This window comes from Hymenobacter sp. AT01-02 (genome assembly GCF_000961955.2).
Taxonomy (GTDB): Bacteria; Bacteroidota; Bacteroidia; order Cytophagales; family Hymenobacteraceae; genus Hymenobacter; species Hymenobacter mucosus.
Genome location: NZ_JZIR02000071.1, coordinates 67309 through 90047, shown reverse-complemented (window position 1 = coordinate 90047; position 22739 = coordinate 67309). Strand labels below are relative to the sequence as shown.

Below are 22739 nucleotides of genomic sequence, written 5' to 3'. Positions count from 1 at the left end.
CTTCTCATATGAGAAGGGCTTTTTTGTGTGCAAACTACCTGTTCAACAGGTACTAACGACCTAGGCGATAAAGGAAGTTGAATCGGATGACCGGCTGGCTATACGGCGACAGAGAGTTGCCGTACCGGTCCACCCCGTCGTTGAAGTTGTAGAGCAGCAAGATGTCGGCGGCAATACGTTCCCCTAACTCTTGGCGGTAGCCTATACCAGCTAGTGGGGTTTGGTAAGTACGATTTACCTTTATAATCTCCACTTGCTGCGCACTTATTACGCGTTCAGCATACGCTTGAGCATTGGTTACCTCATACTCCAAGTGAACCAAGAACTGGTCGATTACTCGGTACTGAGCAAAAGCCTTGATTCCCAGGCTGTGCAGGCTTAAGCTAGAGGGGTAGCCATACTGCCGTATGTCGTCTGGGAATGAGTAATGATTGTAGATGTAGCTCAGGCCGGGGCCGATAGCAAACCGATCCGTAACCTGATAACCAATGGCCGGTCCAATGCTAGCATTAAACAGTCCAGCGCCGCTGATGCTGCTGTAGCCCAAGCCAAAGTTGCTGTACACAAACCACTTGCGTAGAGGTGGTGGTGGTGCAGCAACTCCCGGCCGATCCGGCAAGTCGAGGCCGGATGGGCGGTTGGGGTCGTAGCCTTGGTTGGGCTGAGGAGCCGGTACCGATGGAGCGGGGGCTGGCGTGTAAACCGGCGCGGGCGTAGGCGTAGCGGCTGGTCGGGGTGCCGACGCGGGCACCGTTGAGCCGGGAGGTGCCGTATTAAGCTGAGGCTTCACGGTACGGGTAGTATCCGTACCCTGTGCCTTTGAGGCCGGAGCCCAGCGCAAGCCCGCTCCGCCTAAAGCCAGTAAAAACAACAGTCGTTTCATATCCCCGCTACAACGCTATTAGGAAACTAGTTGGTACATGCGCTGGCGTTGCGCTTTAATGTTTTCATCGGCCAAATATTCCTCGTAGCTCATCCGGCGGTCGATGATGCCGTCGGGCGTGAGCTCAATGATGCGGTTAGCTACCGTTTCCACTACTTGTAAGTCGTGAGAAGCGAATAGCAGGGTGCCAGTAAAGTCGCGCAACGAGTTGTTGAGGGCTGTGATGCTTTCAAGGTCGAGGTGGTTCGTCGGATCGTCGAGGACCAAAACGTTGCCGCCTTCCATCATCATCTTTGATAACATGCAGCGTACTTTTTCACCTCCGCTTAGCACGTTGGATTTCTTCTGCGACTCTTCGCCTGAGAATAGCATCCGTCCCAGGAACCCCCGAATGAACGACTCGTCCTTTTCCGTGCTGTACTGACGTAGCCAGTCAACCAGGTTCAAATCAGTATTGAAGAACTCGGTGTTTTCCTTGGGGAAGTAGCTCGGCGTAATGGTAGTGCCCCATTTGAAGTCGCCTGAGTCGGCCTTCGCTTCGTTAAATAGAATATCGAAGAGGAGGGAAGCGGCCCGGTCGTCGCGGCTGATGATGGCTACCTTATCTTTCTTATCGAGGGAGAAAGAAACATTGCGGAAGATGGTTTGGCCATCCACCGACTTGCTCAGGTTCTCCACCGTCAGCAACTGGTTGCCAGCCTCGCGCTCCGACTTAAAGGCGATGTAGGGGTACTTGCGGGAGGACGGTTTGATTTCTTCCAGGGTGAGCTTTTGCAGCAGCTTCTGACGCGAAGTAGCCTGCTTGCTCTTCGAGGCGTTGGCTGAGAAGCGGCGCACAAATTCTTCCAGTTCCTTGCGCTTATCTTCCGTCTTCTTGTTTACCTCCTGGCGCTGGCGCAAGGCCAACTGCGACGACTCGTACCAGAACGAGTAGTTGCCGGGGTACATCGTGATTTTCGAGAAGTCCAAGTCGGCCATGTAGTTACACACCGCATCTAAGAAGTGGCGGTCGTGGCTTACTACAATTACCGTGTTCTGGAAGGAGTCAAGGAAGTTTTCCAGCCAGAGTACCGTTTCGGCATCCAAGCCGTTAGTTGGTTCGTCGAGGAGTAGAACGTCGGGGTTGCCGAACAGAGCTTGCGCTAGCAGTACCCGCACCTTGTCGGATGTACCTAGGTCGCCCATTTGGGTGTAGTGCTTATCTTCCGAGATGCCCAGACCAGAGAGCAGCTCGGCAGCTTCGTACTCCGCATTCCAGCCTTCCAGGTCAGCAAACTCGCCTTCTAGGGCCGCAGCTCGCTCACCATCGGCATCCGAGAAATCAGCCTTGGCGTAGAGCGCGTCTTTTTCCTCCATCACCTTCCACAGGCGCTGGTGGCCCATAATCACGGTTTGAAGTACTGGATACTGGTCGTGAGCAAACTGGTCCTGCTTCAAAACCGACAAACGGGCGCCCTTGGGCATGTCTACTGAGCCAGTGTTTGCCTCAATCTCCCCCGAAAGGATTTTTAGGAACGTGGATTTACCGGCGCCGTTGGCCCCAATAAGACCATACACGTTGCCCGGCATGAACTTAATGGTAACGTCTTCAAACAAGATGCGCTTGCCGTAGCGCAGGCTTACGTTGGAGGTGCTGATCATAAATGACTAAGTGCGGAGAAACACGTGAAGGAGTGCCCGGGCGTGAACACCCCTGAGCAACATGCAAAAGTACGTAAAATGGCCCGCCTACTTTGTTAGACTACTAAAAAAGCAAGCAGACCATACTTTTAAGGCTAAAAAAATGGGCTGTTAGCACAACCCCTTGCCGGACAATACGGTATAAAAAAACAGCTGGTGCCGGAGAAGTGGTCGGGTTGATAACAAATGCTGCCTGCCACGTAGTTCCGCCGGATAACCAGGCCCTTAACAACCCACCAACCACATCTTCTGACTTTTCTTTGTTCTATGACTAACGCACGTATTACTCCCGAAACCAATGGGGTCCGCTATGGTCTGTTTGCCGCTGCTGGCATGATAGTGTACTTTCTCATTGCCTCTCTAACAGGTCTGACCGACCGCATTGAGTTCAGCTTTCTGAATGGGGTTATTCTGGCCGTCGGCATCTGCTTTGCCATTGCCAATTTTAAGCGCTACTGCCAAGATCGTATGCCGTACTTGCAAGGGTTTGGCACTGGTATTATTACTGCTATTGTAGCTTCTGTCGTGTTCGGCATCTTCTTCGTAGTGTATGCCGGGCTGTTAAACCCAAAAATCATGCAGAATATCCGTACCTGGGACCGTCTAGGCTTCGATTTGTCTATTACGGTAGCCGTACTAGCTATTCTGCTGCAAGGTGCCATGGCTGGCGTAATTATTTCGTTGGTAGCTATGCAGTACTACAAGAGCCCTGATCACAAGCCTATTACAGGCATTGAATAAGCTTCTCCACAGCCAAATGAGCCACGTTCTAGCACAGAGCGTGGCTTTTTTGTTGGTAAATCACAACAACACTTAAATATTCCAATAAAAACATAGACTTTATTTCGTTTACCTGTTGTTTCTATATTGAAATCAATATAAGTTTGTATTAAATAAAGTGACAAGCAGCGGAATTGTTCCGCTTGTCCCTGTGTTTGATGCTTCAATTACTGGACCTCCTGCACCTTTAGTTAGTATAATGAAATCCTTGTTTTTGGCCTTCGCGATGATGTTGGGAGTAGCAGTTAGTGCTACTGCGCAAATGAAGGATAGTCAGTCGGAGCGGATGGGCTCTCTCGATCCTTCGCCGGAGCGGGTAGAGGCTATGACTCGTCAGATGAGCAGTCAGCTTAAGCTCTCGGAAGCGCAGGTCGTCCGTCTGCGTGCCGTAAATAAGATCAAGCTAGCCCGGGTAGACGAAATCAAGTGGGACTATTACCAAGATCCGGCAACTCGTAATAGCAAAATGATGGAGCTGGAAGCGCAGTACGAATCGGAGTGTGGCCGCATCCTTACTCCCACCCAGTTGAGCATGCTTCAGGAAGAAAACAAGCGTGATGCAGTACCAACGTCTCCTACTACCAATGATGGGGGCGTAGGATAACTGATAGCACTTATAAGCCTACACCAAAGAAAGAGGCCACCCAACATTGGGTGGCCTCTTTCTTTGGTGTAGGCTTGCTCGATATTACCCTAATAGGGTACCTACTTAGGGCGCTACAGTACTAACCGGGAACTGAGCTTCTGTGATGGTACCGGTAGCCCCAAACCGCAACACAACGCGGCCACCGGCTGCCCTTGGGTGCCCTTTCACACACTGCGGGCCGGTAGCCGTGTAGTAGATATAGATCTTCTCACTTTGTTCGCTCAGTTCTTCCTCGTCTGGGTGGCCTAGCAGAGCATCTACGTCGCTGATGCGGGCTCCGTACAGTTGCTCACGGTATTTGGTGAGTGAAGGGAGGAGGACTGCCCGCCGGCTTGTGCAACCATAGGGGTCCTTGCGCCAAGCCGAGCCATCAAATTCTGGCATCTCGGGAAGGGCGTGCCCGCAAGAGGCTACTAGGAGGCCGATAGCAAGATATGCAGGAAAGCGACGAAGGAACATAGACGAAAAAGTAAATGAATAGCCGCCTTACGCAGGTGGATATATGGCACAAAACTACTAGTTTTGGTGTCCCACAGGTATATTGGAAGTTAATTAGCCATCTGCTCACGTTGTTTCAACTAGTTTCGTCGATGACTTTTTTGCCGACTACTACTGCCGGTTTGCTACTGACGCTGTTTTCTTGGTTGCCACTAGCAAGCCTAGGCAAGACAGGTGGCGCACCTACTCCTCCCAGACTTTTGATTACGAACCCTGCTCTGCGCACTAGCTACATGGCCGCGTTTGAGCAGCACGTAATGACCACCTACATTCAAGCGGGGCTGGCTAGCTCAGGGCTATCCGTGCAGGTGTACCGGAAGGCTATGATTGGCTTCTACCATCTACAGCAGCGCGGTCTTACCAACCGGAACGAGACCACACTTACCGTGATTGACTTTAGCCGCTCCAGTAAGCAAAAGCGCCTGTGGGTGGTCGATGTGGATCAGGGCCGAGTTCTGTACCATACGCTGGTTGCGCACGGGAAGAATACCGGCGAAGAGTTTGCCCATACTTTCTCAAACCGCGAAGGCTCGGAGATGAGTAGCTTGGGGTTCTACCTCACTGGCAACACCTACCAAGGCAAGCACGGCTTGTCGTTGAAGTTGCAGGGTGTAGACGCGGGATACAATACCAATGCTGCCAGCCGCGCCGTAGTAGTGCATGGGGCCGAGTACGTGAGCGAAGAGTTTGTGCGGCAGCACGGCCGCTTGGGCCGCAGCCAGGGCTGCCCCGCCTTGCCCGTGCATCAATCCAGCGCTATCATTCAAACCATCAAGGGAGGCAGCGTAGTTTTTGCCAACGGCCCCCTGAACACGCACTACCAGTCCGACTGGTTGCAACTGGATGGCGCACTGCTGGCATTTGCTCGTAGCAAAGGGCTGAGCGGTAGCTAGCCACCAGCTTTCCGGATAAGGAAACAGGTAACGAGAACGGGCCCACCGAACACTGTTCGGTGGGCCCGTTCTCGTTGTCGCTGGGGAGGTAGGGCTAGGCCCGGTCGCCAGTGGTTTTCACAAGGTTGATGCCGGCGAAAAAGAAGATCAGGCCCACAACGAAAGGAACAAGGGAATTCATCTTGCTCAGGCCCAAACCACCAATTTGGAGGAAACCAAGAGCACCAGCAATAATGCCTAAGATGCCCAGGATAGTGAGGATGCTGCCGAACGTGCGTTTCTGGTTCATGGTGCAGAGAATGAAAAGCGTCAGAAGAAGGAGAGAGGAGTTCGTTGAAAACGGGGTTGGGCCTGATACGATAGTTGACGCAATTTGGGTGTGCCGGCTCTAGCAACCCTAGTGCAGGCTACGCGTTACAAGCCTTTGATGGGCCCTGGCTCGTCCGTGTCCGCACTTTTTACTCCCTATTCCCTTCAACCAATCATGCGAGGAAATCTTCGGTTCATCATTGCCCTGGTAATGGCGGCCTTCGCCTTTATCCCGTACTACTGCAACACCCAGAAAAATGAAGTAACTGGGGAAGTGCAGCACGTAGATATGTCGGCCGACCAGGAAATAGCCCTGGGCTTACAGGCCGCCCCACAAATGGCCCAGCAATACGGTGGCATCCACCCCGACAAACAAGCGGGAGCCGCCGTAGAGCGCATTGGGCAGCAAATTGTGCGCAGCACGAAAGCAGGCCAAACACCCTACCGCTTTCAGTTTCACTTATTAGCCGACGAAAACACAATCAACGCGTTTGCCTTGCCCGGCGGACAGGTGTTTATTACGGCTGGCTTGCTGAAGAACCTAAAAACAGAAGGCCAAGTAGCCGGCGTGCTGGCCCATGAAATAGGCCACGTAGTAGCTCGTCACTCGGCCGAGCAAGTAGCAAAGTCGCGCCTAACAAGCGGTTTGACCGGTGCCGCCGCCATTGGCCTGTATGATCCAGATAGACCGGCTACGATGGCTAGTGCTGCCGCTGCCGCTATGGTAGGCAAACTGCTCACGTTGCGCTACGGCCGCGAAGACGAGCTAGAAGCCGATCGACTGGCCGTTGACTTCACCCCCGCCGCTGGTTTTGACCCCCGCTCTATGATTCAGGTAATGGAGATTTTGGACCGTGAAAATCACGGGAGCAAGCCACCCGAGTTCTTGAGCACTCACCCCAACCCAGGCAACCGCATTACGGAACTGGAGCGGGACATTGCTTCTGACTTCCCTCAGGGGCTACCCGCCGGGCTCAAGCCTTAACCTTCAGTAGTACCCATAGCGTGGCCGGCCAATTGGCCGGCCACGTTGCATTTATCCCCTTCTCACCCGAGTAAGTGCGTCGAAACAGCGCCTTACCCTACTTGCCCCTCATGCCTACTCCTATGCCCAACACCCTGCGTCATCTGCTATTTGTGCTGAACCCGATTTCTGGTGACATCAACAAGGATAATCTGGAAGATACCGTCACTGCGTACTGCAAGGAGCGAGGACGCGCCGCCGCCTTCTACCACACTACCGGCGACGCTGATCTGGAGCACCTGCGCGCCCACTTGGCTACCCACGCTTACGACGCCGTGTTTGCGGCCGGGGGCGACGGCACCGTGAGCTTAGTAGCCGAGGCGCTAGCCGGCGGAGAAGTTCCCTTGGGTATTTTGCCGCTAGGCTCAGGCAATGGGTTATCCAAAGACCTCGGGATTCCGCAGGATGTAGAGGCCGCATTGCGCTTAACCTGGGACTATGAACTGCGCCTTTTGGATACGTTGCGGGTAGGTGGGCGCTTCGCCGCTCACCTGGCCGATTTGGGTTTCAACGCCTTAATTGTGGAGCGCTACGACCAGGGCGAAGCCCGCGGACCCGCCGCCTACGTGCGAGTAGCTACTCAAGAATATTTGGGCTACCAACCAGCCACCTACCACATCGAAACAGATGAGGAAACCTGGGAGGGGCCAGCCTTTATGCTCACCATTGCAAATGCTAACACCTTCGGTAGTAACGTCATTATCAATCCTGATAGCCGGATGGACGACGGGCAGTTTGAACTGTGTATCATCGAGCCATTCCCGAACACGGCTACGCCCGGCATTCTGTATCGGCTCTATACAAATGGCTTCGATGATTCTGACTACACGCGGCGGCTCTGCTGCCGCAAGGCCCGGATTTCGGTGCCGGGAGCTACGGAAGTGTTAGTCCAAATCGACGGCGAACCGTGCCACTTGCCATCCCCCGTAGAGGTAGAAATTGACGTGCGCAATTTGCGGGTACTGGCCCCAACTTCAGCCCCGGCCGCCAAGTAACAGCCGGGCCTTCCTTACCCAACGTGGCGAGCAAAAGAGGCCAGCAACGACGTAGATACCGGCGAAGAAACGGGAGCAGGGTGTAAACGAAGGCGAAACACCTCGGCCGCTGGCGCCAAGGAACCCGCTACTGCTGGTTCGAGTGTGCGCAGCCACGTGTCGCCTGTTTCATAAAAGTCGAGGCTGAAGAAGCCTTTCTGCTCATGAACAAACGTCGCGCGGCCGCCTTTCTGCACGAAAGCGGTTTTGCTACCTGAGCCACTTACCAAATAGTGCCCTGCACGATGGTGGAAGTACTGAAGATTATGGTCGTGGCCGGCCGCGTAGATTACGTTCGGGAATTCCTGTAATACTCGCAGCATGCGGCGGCGCATCTTGCGGTAGCGCGGGTGCGACATATCCTCGGCTGCTCCTACCAGCTTGCGGTACAGAGGCAGCAAGGAGCCAATAATGGGCAACGGCACATACGCCCGCTTATGCACCGTAGTCAGTGGAAACACGTGTTGCTTGGCCGTAAACTTGCCTCCGTGCAAGGCATTGGAGTACAGTGGGTGGTGGCCTGTTACCACAACGCGCTGGTGGCGGTTGGCCGCCAGCACCTCCCGTAACTGCCGAAACGCTTCCTTGGAGTTTCCGGTGGGGCGGGCACCGCGCTGTACCCACCATTGCGTGTTCATCACTACCAGCAGTACCCCCTCGGTGAGCTGCAACGTGACGGGGCCGGGTGTACCGCCCGCTGGCAGGTAGTGAGCCGTGGGTAAATACTCGTGCACGTAAGTTTCCTGCCGGCGCAGGTACTCCCAGCCGTCGGGGCGACCTTTGTGCCAGTCGTGGTTGCCACTGAGTAGTACCACGCGGCCTTGGAAGCGTCCTAGCACATCGAGTAGCGTATTAAAACGGGCCTCGGCTGCCCCTCGACCGGGGTGGTGGGTAGCAGGTAAGCCAATGGGATACACATTGTCGCCCAGGATAACAACGGTGCCGGCCGGACCGGTTTGATTTTGCCAGCTTTCCAGCAAATTCAGAATAGGGTCCGTACCGTCGGTAGCCACGGCGCCCGGGTCTCCGAGGAGCGCTACCCGGTGCACCGGAGTCAAGGCCGGATCGGGTTCATGCTGAGGCCAGTCGAGGTAAGCGGGGTCTACGTATGGGCGGCGTCGGTACTGGCGCTCCTGCCAGAAGCGCCACGCTAGCCATACCGCCATAACAGCAGCAACTGCCAGCACTAGGTATAGTAGAAAAGACGAGGTAGACACAAGAAGCAGGATTGAGCTGGCTATACGTAGAAAACCGATGTTCGGGAGGAGTGGCGAAACTAGAAGAACTCTACTTGGGCCCTCATCGCCTAATACATGCCATACGTACTACTCTAACCCAACTACCCGCCTGGGAGTGCCTTTTCCTGCCGGCGCACACAGAGCAAAGCATTCAACGTACTCTTGTAAGCTTCCCTTGTTGCTAACTGCATTACAAATAAGTAATCTGAGAGCATAGTAGGGCTCTTTGCCTAGCGCATTCCGTTTTCCTATGCCTCGGTGTACCCAGTAAAACCCATGAGAATTGCGGCCTCCTTGCACAGGCAGCACTACACGCCAGGGGTGGGGCAGGACTTGCTAAAAAGTGGGGCCACATAGGCAGCGCCCGTTGTGGCGCGGGCGGCTAAAAGTTTGGCGGGGTCAGGTTTTTGAAATGGCCATTTAGGCGCACCCGGTCTTTCAAGCGTTCCGTTTCCAGCAGCACGGGAAGGATGTGCTCTAGGTGACCAAGTACTTGGCGCTGCCGCGCCGTTTCCGTAGTAGCTTCGAGTAACTGATACTCTTGCTCGGTACTCAGCCCCAGGTTGTGCGCAATATCGTACACGCGGAAGTTAGGAGGTAGCTCCGTGAACAAGCGGCGCAGCCCCAGCACATCGTAAAGCTGCTGCACTTGCTCCCGAATTTGGGTGTGCTGCCGCGGGTCACCAACGGAATCATCGGGTAGGTCCGTGACTTGGGCGCCGGCGTATAGCTTCCCTGGTGCTTCCCGGAAAAGCTCCTCAATGCGAAATACGCCTACTGCTTTCGTCCGGATGTCCATCTCCCCATTCTCATACGTCTTTTCCACGCTGAGCAGGCGCATTTCGGTGCCCAGTGTGCTGACGGCGTTATTAATGTAGGGCGGAATACCGAAAGTGATACCCTTCTCTATGCAGTCGTGGATGAGCTGACGGTAGCGCGGCTCAAAAATGTGCAGGTTTAGCTTCTCGCCGGGAAATGCAACGAGATTTAGGGGAAACAGGGCCAGCAAACGTGTCATAGAAGCAGAGCGGTAGAGGATGGGAAAGTAGTAGAAAGAAGCCAGTATACGGTGCTGGCCGCTGAATTCCCCTACTTTTGCCCGGCCGCAGGTGCGGCGCAGGTAGTGAACGTAGTTTTAGCTGGTCGTGACCAAGTACGCACAACTTAGCCGCCGGGTAGGGCGGACGGCGCTGCAAGTAGTAGCGGCTCTATTTCTTATTTCTGTGGCCTGGGTGCTAGTATACCGCTGGGTGTCGCCCCCGGCTACGTGGCTGATGCTGGAGCGCCGGGCGCATGCTCCCGTTGGCAAAGGATACTATGGTATTCGGGAAGACCATCGGCGCATTAGCTACCAGTTCCGGTCCCTTGACGAAGTATCATCAAACCTGCCCCTAGCTATGGTGGCGGCCGAAGACCAGCGCTTTCTTATTCACCACGGGTTTGATGGCGACGCGCTTTGGCAGGCAGCTAAGTCAAATATGAGCGGGGGCAAGACGTTGCGTGGCGGAAGCACTATTTCCCAGCAGGTAGCCAAAAACGTGTTTCTGTGGCACGGCCGCAGCTACATACGCAAAGCTGCCGAGGCCTACTTCACGCTGCTCATTGAACTCTTCTGGGACAAGCGCCGCATCATGGAAATGTACCTCAACGTAGCGGAAATGGGGGACTGCATATTTGGGGTGGAGGCAGCCTCGCAGCAATACTTCCACAAGTCGGCCAACAAGCTCTCTTCCCAGGAAGCAGCTCTCCTGGCCGGAGTGCTGCCCAATCCCTTACGCTTCCGGGCTAGCAATCCTGGTCCCCAAGCCCGCGCCAAACAGCGTCGGGTACTCCGCAACATGCGCCGCTTAGGAGGCTCGGCCTATGTGCGCGAGCTAATGGAAGAGTAAAGCCAGACCCGTTGGTCGGGTTGGGTAGTACGTTGAGGAACGTATATATTGGCGGCCATGACACGATTTGCCTTTCCACTTGCCCTGAGCGGGCTACTGACGGCTTGCGCGCCCGCCGCCCAGCTACCGCCTACCAGCGCCATCCGCAGCGAAATTACCCAGGTGCTGAGCGCGCAAACCGCAGCCTGGAACCGTGGCGACGTGCAAACCTTCATGCAGGGCTACTGGCAAAACGACTCCTTAGTGTTTATTGGCAAGAGTGGCCTTACCTATGGATGGCAGCCTACCCTCGATAACTACCGCCGGAGCTACCCCAACAGCGCCGCCATGGGTCAGCTAGACTTTACGAAGCTGAGTATTCAGCCTTGAGTGCCGATGCGGCCCACGTGATTGGCCGTTGGCACTTGGCCCGGCCCACCGCCGGCGACTTGCAGGGACACTTTCTACTAGTGTTTCGTCGTATCAAAGGCCAGTGGGTCATTGTTGCCGATCATTCTAGCTAGCTGACACCCGAATAGAAATAAAACAGCCCAGGCTGCTCAGGTATGTTACCTAGGCAGCCTGGGCTGTTTTTCGGTAGGGGGTACCTACTTCATCACTGGCTGACCGGAGCCTTTGCCATCTAACTCGCCGTTGTCGTCGGGTTGTTCGTCTTTCTGCTTCTCGGCTTCTACAGCCGAAACAGCTTCTTGGAAAACAAGGCCTGCGCCGGCTGCGTGCTCGGCGGCTTGCACGGTGTCTTTCACCAGTAGCATTTCCACCTTGTCGGAGCGTAACTCCTCCGATACGCGCGCCACCATGGCCGAGCGCTCCGGCAAGTTCACGTCACGAATGTAAATGGCAAGGATGCGCCCAGGGTGGCGCCGCACTACCTCGCGATAAATGTTGGCATCCTCCTGACCCGAGTCGCCGATGAGCACGAAGGGCAGTTTAGGATAAGTGAGCAAGAGGTTGTCGATTTCCTTGAGCTTGTGGCCATGGTGGGCCGAAGCATCGCCCGCCTTTTTGCCGCCCAGTGCCATATCGCGCAGCAGTAACGGTCCGGGAGGAATATCGTTGAGGTTGAGAAAGTCTTCCAGCAGATCGTAGAGGTTCCAAGGCGAGCTGCTCACGTAGAAGAATGGGTTGTTACGCTTGCCGTTACGGCCTAGCTGTAGCTGGCGGTAAAACTCAGCTACTCCCTTAAAGGCAGGCGCGAGCGGGCGTTGCGTAGCAAAACCGTGCGCGCCATACGCAGCAAGTCGGTAGCCGAAGTCTGAATAACAGTATCATCAAGGTCGGAGATAATGCCGTACTCCGCATCGGCGGGCGGTATCAACACCATAGCTTGGGTAGCGAGCTGGGCGGGCAAAGGGAACGGAGCCGGTACCTGCTGCACGGCCACGTCAACGGGGTACCAGAGGTAGTCGATAGGCTCGGGGAGAACTTTGGGTTCCAGGTTTAGGGTGAAGTAGCCCTCTTCGTCCGTCACTACGGGATGGGCCGAGCCATCGGCAGGGCGCACATCTAGCACCGCCCCACTGATTTCGTTGCTATCAAAGCGGCGGTACATGTTCAGCAAATTGTGCCAGCGCGAATCAGACGGGTCGGGCTCCCCAATGCCTTTATCAGTCAGGAGCCGCCCTTTTACATACAGCCGGTCGGGCGTGCCATAGCTCCGGTACGATACTACCTGTAAGGGATGAAGCAACCCGAGACGGGCCCGCGCCCGCGTCAGTACATCATCAGCCCGTTCCGACCAGTCACTGAGTTTGTTGAGTAAAGATGCCATGTACGTGTAAGGATGGAGAATTTCCAGTAACGGTTGAGTGGGCCGTGGAGTTAGGCTACGGGCCTTAAATTCCTGTTCAGCTTCGCCAGAGTAGTGCGCCTCTAGGCTGCTATTCCCCATAAAAAAAAGCCAGCTACCTCGGCAGCTGGCTTTTTTATGGGGAATAGCTTAGTGAGAACTAAAGCAGCGACTTCAACTCGTTGAAAGTAGCACTGCTGGAAGTTCGGTTGCGGCAGTTCAGCTGCGTGGCCTTGGTTTGGATGGCCTCTACCCGTGAACCAGGGTTGGGATGGGTGCTCAAAAACTCTGGGGTGCTGGCGGTAGCTTCTTTTTCGGCTTTGATGAAGAAGCCGGCGGCACCGTCACAGGCGTAGTAGTTGGTGCCATTGAGGTAAACGACAGAATAGTCATCAGCTTCTTGCTCGTAGTCGCGGCTGAACTTGAGCTGACCCAGGCCGGTAGCAATTTGCGCAAGCTGACCGGGGTTGTTGCCTAGGAGCACGCTGAGCAGCAGATTGATGCCATACTGCTGCTGCAACTGCCGGGACGTATGGCGCCGGTCGGCGTGGGCAATTTCGTGCCCCAGCACTCCTGCCAGTTGCTCCTCGCTGTCGAGGTATTTGATGAGACCAGAAAATACGTAAATGTGGCCGCCGGGAGTAGCAAAAGCATTCAGGGTGTTATCATCCTTAATGATCTGTACGTCCCAGGGAAACTCAGTGCGATACTGCAGTTGTCCCGAGTTAAGCACGCGCTCCACTATCTGATTGAGTAGAGCGTAGGCGCGGGCGTTCGACGTCTTTTCCAGCAGTTGTCTCTTGGCCCGGTAGGTAGAGTCGGTGGTGCGCGCTACTTGTTCGCCCAGGGCTTTGTCATCTTCTACCGAAAATAGCAGCACCCCGTCCCCGTCTTTCGAGCAGGAAGCTGCAGTGCCAAGAGTAATTAGCAGGCCAAGGAATAGCCAAGGTTTAAGAAGGTAATGACGCATGAAATAAGGAGAGGGTTGGGGAGTGAAGCGGTTGGATTATGCCCAGGTGAGTAGAAAAAACGGTGCCAGAATGTGGCTGCTGCGGTACGCTAGTGCCCGTGGTAGAGTTGTCGCCGCGCTCATCTTTCTTCTATCCAACGGAAAATCAGCCCGAAAAATATGGCTGCGAGTAAAAGAATGAGGCCAGTTCACCTGACCTACCGAAGCAGATATTAGCAATGGAGCCGGGCTGGGCTGGGGCAGTATTAACTTCCGGATGAGCTTTTGCGTAGGACCTGAACCCGCGGCTCCTTTGGCTGGCGGGTTTTTTGTTCTGCCATGTCTGCCACTACCTCTGCCCGCCCAAAAACCAAGAAGAAGCGCCTAGAGCCCCTTGAAGAGGCTCACGTGCTCTATAAGGACCCCGCCCGCCAAGCTGAGCTGGCGGGCCTGCGCTACCTCACCGACGTGAAGCCGGGCCATACTCGGATTGCCGGTTCCGACGGAGCCTTTGCCTACCATACGGCCAAGGGAGAGCCCATAACCGACGAGAAAACCCTGGCCCGGATCAACAGCTTTGTGATTCCTCCGGCCTGGACGGACGTGTGGATTTCGCCGTCGTCGAACTCCCATTTGCAGGTAACGGGCCGTGACGCCAAAGGCCGCAAGCAGTACCTCTACCACGCCGCCTGGGACCAAGCGCGCAGTCTCACCAAGTTTAGCCGTTTGCGCGCCTTCGGCGAGCAGCTGGCTACCTTGCGCCAACAAATGCACAAGGACCTAGCGCGCCCCCAACTCGACAAGCAGAAGGTCATTGCTTTGGTGCTTACCCTCATGGACCAATCGTTTATTCGGATCGGCAACCGGGAATACGCCAAGAAAAACAAGACCTACGGCCTCACTACTCTGCGCGACAAGCACGTGCAGGTGCAAGGCAGCGACGTGCGCTTTGCCTTCGTGGGTAAGAAGGGGGTAGCGCACGACCTCACCATTCACGACCGGAAACTGGCCCGCCTCGTGCAGAAATGCAAGGAAATACCGGGGCAGCATCTGTTTCAATACTACACCCCCGACAGACACCGGCAAGAGTTAGAATCGGGCGACGTGAACGAATACCTGCACCAGGTAACGGGCATGGCCTTGTCGGCTAAGGACTTCCGCACCTGGGGCGGCACCGTGAAAATGGTGGAGTGCCTGGAGCGGGTATTGGATGAGGAACCTAACTTTCCCAAACCCAAAACCTTGAAACGGGCGGTGAAAGACGTAGCCGAAAACCTGGGCAATACCCCCAGCGTTTGCTCCAAGTACTACATTCACCCCCAAGTAGTGGAGTTGTTTAACTCAGACAAACTGATTGACTATCTGCGCCGCCACGACGCCGACCCCAGCGAAAATGACTTGCTTACGCCCACCGAGCATATGGTACTGGATATGCTGCAGGAGCTAGAAAAGCCAAAGCTATAAAACACAAAGTGCCCAGTACGAAAGAAGGGGCCCGGCTGAACCATGGTTCAGCCGGGCCCCTTCTTTCGTACTGGGTGTACTGTAGGATAACAGTAGCTTACCTTCCCGACCCGTCCCGGTCAAAGGCGTGGGAGACCACGCTATGCTCGGTGCGGTCTTTGGTTTCCTTACCGCCAATCAGCTCATTGTTGCGGGCGGTATCGAAAAAGCGGGTTTTCTTGCGCAAGCCGCCCACATGAGAACTATCACGCACGATGTCTTCATCGGGGCCTCCGTAAATATCGATGAAGGGTGACTTAGCTACCGAGCCGCTCACGATAAACTCGTCCTCACCCTGTAAGCCGTGCAATACCACCGTATGTGTATCGCGCGGGTTGAAGCGCCGTTGGTAGAGCAGGGGGGCACCCTGAGAGTCTTTGCCACCCTTGGCTTGCCCATATACGGAAACTACAGTAGCTGTATCATTTAGCCGCTCCACTACAAAGCGTTCCTCTTGGTCGGAGCCAGGTACTACCACCTGGTGAGCCTGCAAGCGGTAAAATTCCTGAGCGGCTTTGGGGAGCTGAGCGCGACGCGCCCGCAGGTTTGCTTCCATTCGCGCACCTTCGCGCTGGTACACTTCTTTGGGCAGTCCTTGGCGCACGGCTTGTTTGATTACATCATCCGTAAGGCGCTGTTGCAAGTCCTTAGCGGTGCGCAGGTAGGCCTCTTTCGTCATACTAGCCAAGGCTCGTTCGTCTATGAACCGTGCGTTGCGAGTATAGCCCTCAATGCTTTGGTAGTGGGGCCCAAAAGTGCGGAACTTAGGCACTATGCGGCTGACTACCCACGAGAGCAGGCCATCATCAAACCGAAAAAATACTTGGTCCCGGTCTTTAGGGATGGGCCGCCATAAGCGGGTGCCGTCGGGTTGGGCGAAGGCCGCCCAGTCCCACTGCCCTTCGTGTCGGTCCCAATCTCCAATCCATAAATCGAGCAGCCGGGCCCGTAGGTAAGCTGATTCGTCGAGCCGGTTTTTTTGATTTTTATACCGCTCCGAAAGTACAACGTCACTTTCCTCAAACTCTTCAGCCTCGCGCAAGGCATCTACCCGGTCGTTCTTGTTTGAAAACTTATCCTCTAGCATAACCACATCGCCCTGCAAGCGCTCCGACGCGTGGCCAAGCCCTTGTTCATCGAGGCGCACGTAGTAGGGGCGCGGAGTAGTGTGCAGTACACCAGCCGCTTCCGCCAGCGGAGGTACCACAAAGGCGCCGTAGGGCATGCCCGCCGAGGTAGCATCGCGCACAGTGCCTAGTATAAAGCCCTGGCGCAGTACTTTGGGCAGGGTTTTATACGGGTCTTTGTCAATGCTGCGCAAGGCGTAGCTACGACCGCTCGGGTCTACCAGGGTCATGCTGGTAGTTTGGAATCCGCCCCCTAGCTTTTCAAACTTCAGCCCCCCTGCTACAACAGTAGCGGGCTTAAAGACGGGTAGGGTAACAGGTTGGCTCCACGTTTGGCGGTAGTGCGGGCCTAGCAGTAGTGTATTTAGGGGGCCGTGCTTATAGTGGCGCCCCGCCGTCACGCGGGCGCTATCGGCCCCCGGTGGAAGGGGTGCGGGATAGGCTACCCGGGCATCCGGTTGAAAAAAGGTGTCGCGGGAGCAGCCCACCGCACCTAGTAGTAGCAGTGGCGGGAGGAGACGTAAGATCATGCAGGAGTTAAAAAACGCAGCTTATGTCCTTCAACGCAACTTGTCCTGAAAAGTCAACAGTGAGCTCAACAACCGTCAGCTCAACAACCGCAAGGGGCAAGTTTGCGCTATACAGGCGGCGCCACACGTGTGGTCCGGCCATCTTGTCCTTGTAATACCCACGTTTGTGCCTCATCCTTTATTTTCTTGGGTTGCTAAGGGGCGCCTACCAGCGGGCTTGCTGGGGTGTCTGATGCTGTATTCCTGTTCTTCGCCTGCCGCTCCTCCCACCACTGCCCTACCTGCCATACGCCCCGATTCTACCGTGGTAGTGGCCGCCGGTCCGCAGTACCAGCGCAGTGGCTTATATCGTTTCTTTTGGGGGCAGCACTACCGGGCCTTGTGGGCACTACCCGTCACGGCGCCGGTGTTCAACCTGCGCACAGCGGTTCCCGGCGGCCTCACGCCCATTCGGGAGGGAGGCTCTTTTCAAACCAAGAACCTGCGACTAGTGGATAAAAACGGAGTGCAGTACGTGCTGCGCTCGGTAGATAAGGACGCCACTAAAGCCTTGCCTGTAAGCCTACAGGGTGGCATGATAGGCCGCCTGATGAAAGACCAAACCAGCGTCATTCATCCCTACGGCGCTTACATAGTGGCACCCCTGGCCGACGCGGCGGGCGTGTACCATACCAACCCGCGCCTCGTGTACCTAGCCGACGACCCTGCTCTGGGGGAGTACCGGACGGCGTTTGCCAATGCGCTGTATTTATTTGAAGAACGGCCCGAGGGCGACCAGCGCACTGTCGCCAGCTTTGGGCGCTCAGCTCAGGTAGAAAGCTCACGGAAGGTATTCACCAACTTAGTAGCTAGCAACCAATACCGGGTAGATGCGCGCCAGTACCTCCGCAGCCGCCTTTTTGATATGTGGCTGGGCGACTGGAGCCGCCGCGAGGACCAGTGGCGTTGGGCTAGCTTCTCAACCGGTAGCGGCGCTACTGTGTACCGTGCCATTCCTCGCGACCGGGACCATGCTTTCTTTAAGTTCGACGATGGTTTCCTAACCCACATTATTGGGTGGGTGAAATCCAACTACCAAAGCTTCCACGAGAACATTCGCCTGCAAGATGTGGAGGGCCTGAATCGGGCGGCTTTGCCCATGGATAAGTCGTTGCTGGCTTACCTCACGCACGACGACTTCCGCCAAATCAGTGACTCGCTCCAGCGGCAGCTTACCGATCAGGTTATTGCAGATGCCCTGCACGTATGGCCCGCGGAAGTGCAGAAAATGAGCACGACAGAGTTCAACCAGAAGCTGCGTAGCCGCCGCGAGCAGTTGCCCGCTGTGGCCGACAAGTTTTACCAACTATTAGCCCGTGAGATAGAGCTTCCTGGTACAGATGAGGCGGAGCGCTTTGTGGTTGAAGCTGTGGGCACCGACAAAGTTCGGGTGCAACTGTTCCGCCTACTGCCCCAGGGCGACCAGCTTATTAGCCAGCGTACGTTCGAGGCTCGCCAAACCCGCATTATTCGCATTTTCGGGCTGGGAGGAAATGATGCTTTCGAGGTGCGCGGTGCTCTTAGCTCCCAATTTACTATTAGCCTCTACGATGGCGCAGGTCAGGATTTGTTCACGGCTACCCTGCCCGCTGGTGCCTCCCCCCACGTCACAATATTCGATAGTGGGGATGGCAACATTCTCCGGGTCGCGGACCCAATTAAGGTAGAGAAATATCAACCCCAGGCTCAGGAGTTTGATGCGGCAGGCTGGTTGCTGCGTCACCGTCTGTTCTAGGCAAGGTGATGGGTGCCAACTCATTGAGTGGCTGGTGGAGTAGCCAGCAACTGCTCGTCATTCTACCAGCCAGAAGCAATGAGGCGTAATTGATAGCATTGGGCTCTAGCCCCAAGCGATGCAAGAGTTTACTGTTCCTGAGGTCCTTACCCTAACGTACCGTTCCGACCTGCATTTCTTGGTGGTGCGTTGGATGCGACCAGTGTTGGGTAGCGAAACCTGTTACAGGTACCAGCTAATCTTGGAAGGTGCCTAAGCGTGCCACTGTTCTTGCTAGCTGCTTAATGGTCGTCGCCTGCCCGCCGATGTCGAAACAACCCAGTGAGGGCTTCGAGAGTTTTCCGTGCTCAGCTCTTACTTGGGGCAGGCTGTGTAAAAGAGTCAATTACTGTCGCCTTTCTACCCAGAAATTACTCAGTTGTCGCCAGCATGTGCCCTGGCGGATGCCGATCCCATACGCGCGTACCTCATGCCCGCTTCAACGATAAGATGCATGCTGCGCAATGGCCCCAAACAGCTCAATAGTATAGTGCCTCCTTTAGTATACCCAGCGCCAAGCTGTTTTAAAAGCAGGGTGAATACGTGCGCTACTTGAAGATTTTTACTTTGTCCTTGTGCTTGGTGCGCAGGTACTGCCGGATTATCTGCTGCACGTCCTTGTTGTCGTTGTAGCGGGTGATGACGTCCTTAAAGTCGTTGAGCTTGCGAGCCGAAAAGGTTTCGTCTACGTAGCCGAAGCCCAAGTAACGCCCGTTTTCAACCACCACTACGCTTTTCTCTGTAGCCGAACGGCCCGCTCCAGCTACTACAAATGAGCCGTGCTCATACGTAAACGACTCAATGGCCGCTTCTACCCGCTGGTTGTACTCCTCGGCTGGCTCTAACCCAATGCAGGCACCTTTGCAGCGGTGAACCTGGTAGTCGAAGCAAGAGCCGGTGGTTTTGTACAAATCACACATCTTCTGGCAAAGGTTAAACTTCGCCACCTTGTGAAAGAGGAACCCCTTGGCCTTGTACTGATTGCCAAGCGCAATCAGTGGGTGTGACTCGGCATGATCATCAGCGCGGCCGTAGTACAAGTGCTTGTAGCCATTCTCGTCGGTGCGCAGGAAAATGCCCGCGGGGAATACTGAGCGCCGCTGCTGACGGTTGTAGAGGGGCTTCAGTCGCTTTATCTCATGCGATTCGTACAACAGCGCTACTAACTCCGAGCCCGTCAACTCCCATGTAATGTCCGAGATGGAGTTCTTGAACTCCAAGCTCTTGCGGGACTTATAATCGACGGCGAAGTGCTGCTGGATGCGCTTATAGATATTGATGCTCTTACCCACATAAATCACCTCGCCCTGCTCGTTGTGGAAGTAGTACACGCCAGCCTCCTGTGGAAGGGAGGCTACCTTCTCAGGCGTGATATTTGGCGGTAGGAGGGCCGTGCGTATAGCTTCCTGCACGGCCTTCACTTTCCGGGGCGAGGGCTGCTTGGGTGTAGTAGCCGAACGGCCCGAGGGAGCGGTAGCATCTACCGCTGCTAGAGTTTCGGCGGGGGAAAGAGCCGGACTTTTGAGAGCGTCTTCCTGCTGGCTGATTTTAAGCAGGCGGTCGAACAGGATAGCAGTAGCCGCGGCGTCGCCGGCAGCGCGGTGCCGGTCGTGCAGAGGAATCCCAATGTTTTGGCACAGCTTCCCTAGGCTATAGCTCGGCTGGCCCGGCATTAGGGAGCGGCTAAGGCGCACCGTGCATAACGTTTTGCGCGAGTAGTTGTAGCCCAGATCAGCAAACTCCTTCTTCAGGAAAGAATAGTCGAAGCGTACATTGTGGGCCACAAATACGCAGCCTTCCGTCATTTCCACCACCTTGCGGGCCACCTCATGAAACTTAGGTGCGTCGCGCACCATATCATCATTTATCCCGGTGAGCTGGGTAATGAAGAAGGGGATAGACCGGCCAGGATTCAGCAGGGTGCTATACTCATCTACCACTTTATCACCGTCGTGAATGTAGATGGCAATTTCTGTGATGCGGTCCTGCGTGGGCTGCCCACCAGTGGTTTCAAGGTCGATGATGGCGTACAAATCGGGCGCGAAATCGGGTAATGAATGATGCTAATGCAATTGGTAACAAAGATACGCCCGAGAAAGGTTGCGTTTGGTGTATACTACCCCGAACAGCACTTGCTGCGCCTGGGTCACAACAAAAAAGCCCGCCGAAGGGGCGGGCTTTTTTGTTGTGCTTAACGAAGTTGCTTAGCGGTTACCTTTCTGCTGGGTAATCCAGTTTTTAGCCGAAAGGATTTCGCTGTGCTGCTTCTCGATTACCGAGCGGGCTTCGGTAGGAAGCTCTGTCGATTTCAATGCCGTTTCGTACGAAGTCAGTGCCGTGGCGTCGCCGGTTTCGCACTCGCCTAGAATAGCAGAGTCGTCTTGGCCTGTAATGGCAGATTTGATGTTGATCCAGCCGCGGTGTACAGCTGCTGCCGCATCGGCAATTACACCTTCTACGGTGTTGCCATCTTCAGTTGAAATGCCATATTGGCTAGCATGCTGCGACAACTCAGAAGCAAACTGGGCGCGCTGCTGGCTTAGCTCGCTAAACTTCGATTTCAGATCTGGGCTGCTTACCCCTTCGGCGGCTTCCTGGTAGCCTTTGGCGGCCGTTTTGTTAATCTCTACGAGGTCGTTGTATGCGCGGGCGGTTTCGCCAGTGATAGTTGCCATGATGAACGGAATTAGGGTTGGATGGTAGTCGGTACAAAGACGCCGGAAGTGGCATCTGGGGGAGTATACCGCGGGTTTCCGCTCGAGGTTGCTAAAACCAGTGTGCAAAATTTCGGTGCGTCAGTGTGTGTTCTGCCTGAGGTATTTACGCGCAACGCCTCCAGTGGCAGACCAATGGAGGCGTTGGAACAAGCAGCAGCAGCTCTTAATTAGGCTGCTTTACCGAGCATGCGGTGCCAGAGCTTTTGGATGCCGTTGGGTTGCTTGGTTTCAGGTTTAGTTGAGTCTTCGCCCTCGGCCGTGTCGCCTAATAAGAAGCCCCAAGGCTCAGTCACCTTGCTAGCATCTAGTACTACTTTAATTACTGCCATCAGCGGAATACTCAGAATCATGCCTGGGGTACCCCAAAGCTCTCCACCCAAGATTAGGGCCAGAATAGCGGCTAGGGGGTTGATGCTCACCTGAGAGCCGGTAATCATGGGTGTAATAAAGTTGCCTTCAAGGAACTGTACCACCACAAATACCCCAATTACCAAGGCGGCTTGTACCACGGAACCCGTTTCAACCAACGTAATAATGGCTGGTATGGTAGCTCCAATCATGATGCCGATGTAGGGAATCACGGCTAGCACAGAAGCGAAAATGGCAAAGAAGATGGCGAATTTCACGCCCAGCGCCACGAGCCCAATACCGTTCAGCACCGATACGATGATGATAACTTTGAACAAGCCCGAGATGTAGGCTTGCACAACAGTTTGAATGTTGTCGACTGTGTGCAGCACGCTAGTACGCTTATCGGGCGCCACAAACCGAAACATAAACTGGCGCAGGTGGTCCCGGTAGTACAGAAAGCAAAAAACGTAGATTAGCACCTGAGCCAGGTTTCCGAGTACGGCCGTGGTAGTATTAAGCGTAGTACCCAAATACGTTCCGCCTGATTTCTTCAGGGCCTTCACTGTGCTTTCCTTCAGGTCGTCAATGCTCATGGGCTCGTACCCGAACTTCAGGTGGGCCCATTCCTGAGTCTCATTGAAGAACTGGGTCAGTTTGACTTGCAGCTTGGGTATCTCATTTTTGAATTGAGCAAGCTGGGAGCCAAAGCCTAAGATAATGCCGGCAAGTAAGGCTATTACCAATAGCAAGCACACTATAATAGCTAAGACCCGGGGCATACCCCGAAGCTCTAACCACCGGCACACGGGTAGGAGCAGGAGCGTGAATACCCCGGAGAACAGCAGCGGGAGCAAAATATCGTCCAAGACTCGGAGGGAATACACTAATAGTACCGCCCCGATCATGAAGAAGGCAAACTGAATAATTGGCGTCTGCTTGACTACCGCACTAGGCTTATGACCAGAAGGCGGCAAGTGATGTTGACTGGCAGGAGGAAACATTTGCTAATAAAATTGGGATTAAGAACGTGCTGAGAAAGAGGCTGGGTTAGGCTTTTTGCCTTTTTTATGGGAACAAACGCGGTAG

Annotated in this window: 22 protein-coding genes and 1 pseudogene; 10 read left to right on the top strand and 13 right to left on the bottom strand. The window is 55.0% G+C overall.

Annotated elements, in window-relative coordinates:
- Nucleotides 1-52: 52 nt before the first annotated feature.
- On the bottom strand, nt 53-883 hold the full coding sequence (locus VI25_RS25990; protein WP_052695508.1) for a hypothetical protein: 831 nt from the start codon (nt 881-883) through the stop codon (nt 53-55).
- A gap of 18 nt (nt 884-901) precedes the next feature.
- On the bottom strand, nt 902-2524 hold the full coding sequence (locus tag VI25_RS18430) for an ABC-F family ATP-binding cassette domain-containing protein (RefSeq protein WP_045690052.1): 1623 nt from the start codon (nt 2522-2524) through the stop codon (nt 902-904).
- 306 nt (nt 2525-2830) lie between these two features.
- Here VI25_RS18430 and VI25_RS18425 point away from each other — a divergent pair, with 306 nt between their 5' ends.
- Together VI25_RS18425 and VI25_RS18420 are read left to right on the top strand one after the other, a co-directional pair.
- On the top strand, nt 2831-3304 hold the full coding sequence (locus tag VI25_RS18425) for a DUF4199 domain-containing protein (RefSeq protein WP_052695507.1): 474 nt from the start codon (nt 2831-2833) through the stop codon (nt 3302-3304).
- A gap of 238 nt (nt 3305-3542) precedes the next feature.
- The gene (locus VI25_RS18420; protein WP_045690051.1) at nt 3543-3947 is read left to right on the top strand and encodes a hypothetical protein; all 405 of its coding nucleotides are present in this window, start codon (nt 3543-3545) and stop codon (nt 3945-3947) included.
- A 105-nt stretch (nt 3948-4052) separates the two neighbouring features.
- Here VI25_RS18420 and VI25_RS18415 read toward each other — a convergent pair whose 3' ends face one another.
- Entirely contained in the window at nt 4053-4448 is a 396-nt protein-coding gene (locus VI25_RS18415) for a hypothetical protein (protein ID WP_055562719.1), read from the bottom strand.
- A 239-nt stretch (nt 4449-4687) separates the two neighbouring features.
- On the opposite strand from VI25_RS18415, the gene VI25_RS18410 reads away from it, so the two are divergent.
- Nucleotides 4688-5380: a murein L,D-transpeptidase catalytic domain family protein gene (locus VI25_RS18410; RefSeq protein WP_161806978.1), complete on the top strand. Its 693-nt coding sequence runs from the start codon at nt 4688-4690 to the stop codon at nt 5378-5380.
- Between the two features lie 94 nt (nt 5381-5474).
- Here the strand turns inward: VI25_RS18410 and VI25_RS18405 are convergent, their stop codons facing one another.
- The gene (locus VI25_RS18405) at nt 5475-5669 is read right to left on the bottom strand and encodes a hypothetical protein (RefSeq protein ID WP_045690315.1); all 195 of its coding nucleotides are present in this window, start codon (nt 5667-5669) and stop codon (nt 5475-5477) included.
- Between the two features lie 195 nt (nt 5670-5864).
- Here VI25_RS18405 and VI25_RS18400 point away from each other — a divergent pair, with 195 nt between their 5' ends.
- Nucleotides 5865-6674, top strand: a complete 810-nt coding sequence (locus VI25_RS18400) for a M48 family metallopeptidase (protein WP_045690316.1) — start codon at nt 5865-5867, stop codon at nt 6672-6674.
- Nucleotides 6675-6784: 110 nt separating this feature from the next.
- Nucleotides 6785-7708, top strand: a complete 924-nt coding sequence (locus tag VI25_RS18395) for a diacylglycerol/lipid kinase family protein (protein ID WP_236705122.1) — start codon at nt 6785-6787, stop codon at nt 7706-7708.
- A 14-nt stretch (nt 7709-7722) separates the two neighbouring features.
- Here VI25_RS18395 and VI25_RS18390 read toward each other — a convergent pair whose 3' ends face one another.
- Nucleotides 7723-8964 (bottom strand): metallophosphoesterase, encoded by a 1242-nt coding sequence (locus VI25_RS18390; protein WP_236705121.1) that lies wholly within the window; start codon nt 8962-8964, stop codon nt 7723-7725.
- Between the two features lie 403 nt (nt 8965-9367).
- Entirely contained in the window at nt 9368-10003 is a 636-nt protein-coding gene (locus VI25_RS18385) for an LON peptidase substrate-binding domain-containing protein (protein WP_045690317.1), read from the bottom strand.
- Between the two features lie 127 nt (nt 10004-10130).
- Here VI25_RS18385 and mtgA point away from each other — a divergent pair, with 127 nt between their 5' ends.
- From mtgA to VI25_RS27170, 3 genes are read left to right on the top strand one after another with little or no spacing between them, the layout of a single operon-like run.
- Nucleotides 10131-10874, top strand: a complete 744-nt coding sequence (gene mtgA / locus VI25_RS18380; protein ID WP_045690318.1) for a monofunctional biosynthetic peptidoglycan transglycosylase — start codon at nt 10131-10133, stop codon at nt 10872-10874.
- A 57-nt stretch (nt 10875-10931) separates the two neighbouring features.
- Nucleotides 10932-11243 carry a hypothetical protein gene (locus tag VI25_RS18375; RefSeq protein ID WP_236705120.1) on the top strand — a complete coding sequence of 104 codons (312 nt, stop codon included), beginning with the start codon at nt 10932-10934 and terminating at the stop codon, nt 11241-11243.
- Entirely contained in the window at nt 11240-11377 is a 138-nt protein-coding gene (locus tag VI25_RS27170) for a hypothetical protein (RefSeq protein ID WP_236705119.1), read from the top strand. The genes VI25_RS18375 and VI25_RS27170 overlap by 4 nt, the downstream gene beginning before the upstream one ends.
- An 84-nt stretch (nt 11378-11461) precedes the next feature.
- Here the strand turns inward: VI25_RS27170 and VI25_RS27165 are convergent.
- The 3 genes and pseudogenes from VI25_RS27165 to VI25_RS18365 form a co-directional block, all read right to left on the bottom strand.
- Nucleotides 11462-12010: pseudogene (locus VI25_RS27165) on the bottom strand (phosphatase domain-containing protein); the annotation flags it as partial.
- 38 nt (nt 12011-12048) lie between these two features.
- Nucleotides 12049-12645, bottom strand: a complete 597-nt coding sequence (locus tag VI25_RS27160) for a hypothetical protein (RefSeq protein WP_236705117.1) — start codon at nt 12643-12645, stop codon at nt 12049-12051.
- A 178-nt stretch (nt 12646-12823) separates the two neighbouring features.
- Nucleotides 12824-13633: a M48 family metalloprotease gene (locus VI25_RS18365; RefSeq protein WP_055562718.1), complete on the bottom strand. Its 810-nt coding sequence runs from the start codon at nt 13631-13633 to the stop codon at nt 12824-12826.
- A gap of 318 nt (nt 13634-13951) precedes the next feature.
- On the opposite strand from VI25_RS18365, the gene VI25_RS18360 reads away from it, so the two are divergent.
- Nucleotides 13952-15076, top strand: coding sequence for a DNA topoisomerase IB (locus VI25_RS18360; protein WP_045689905.1), 1125 nt, complete (start codon nt 13952-13954; stop codon nt 15074-15076).
- 97 nt (nt 15077-15173) lie between these two features.
- On the opposite strand, the gene VI25_RS18355 is transcribed toward VI25_RS18360, so the two are convergent.
- On the bottom strand, nt 15174-16772 hold the full coding sequence (locus tag VI25_RS18355) for a hypothetical protein (RefSeq protein ID WP_072144856.1): 1599 nt from the start codon (nt 16770-16772) through the stop codon (nt 15174-15176).
- Between the two features lie 166 nt (nt 16773-16938).
- On the opposite strand from VI25_RS18355, the gene VI25_RS18350 reads away from it, so the two are divergent.
- Complete coding sequence (locus VI25_RS18350; protein ID WP_152981695.1) at nt 16939-18546, top strand: hypothetical protein; 1608 nt, start codon at nt 16939-16941, stop codon at nt 18544-18546.
- Between the two features lie 587 nt (nt 18547-19133).
- Here VI25_RS18350 and VI25_RS18345 read toward each other — a convergent pair.
- The 3 genes from VI25_RS18345 to VI25_RS18335 form a co-directional block, all read right to left on the bottom strand.
- Entirely contained in the window at nt 19134-20618 is a 1485-nt protein-coding gene (locus VI25_RS18345; protein ID WP_045688691.1) for an exonuclease domain-containing protein, read from the bottom strand.
- A 171-nt stretch (nt 20619-20789) separates the two neighbouring features.
- Complete coding sequence (locus VI25_RS18340; RefSeq protein WP_045688690.1) at nt 20790-21260, bottom strand: ferritin-like domain-containing protein; 471 nt, start codon at nt 21258-21260, stop codon at nt 20790-20792.
- 209 nt (nt 21261-21469) lie between these two features.
- A complete protein-coding gene (locus tag VI25_RS18335) occupies nt 21470-22654 on the bottom strand; it encodes an AI-2E family transporter (protein ID WP_082455670.1) in 1185 nt (394 codons plus the stop codon).
- Nucleotides 22655-22739: the final 85 nt, after the last annotated feature.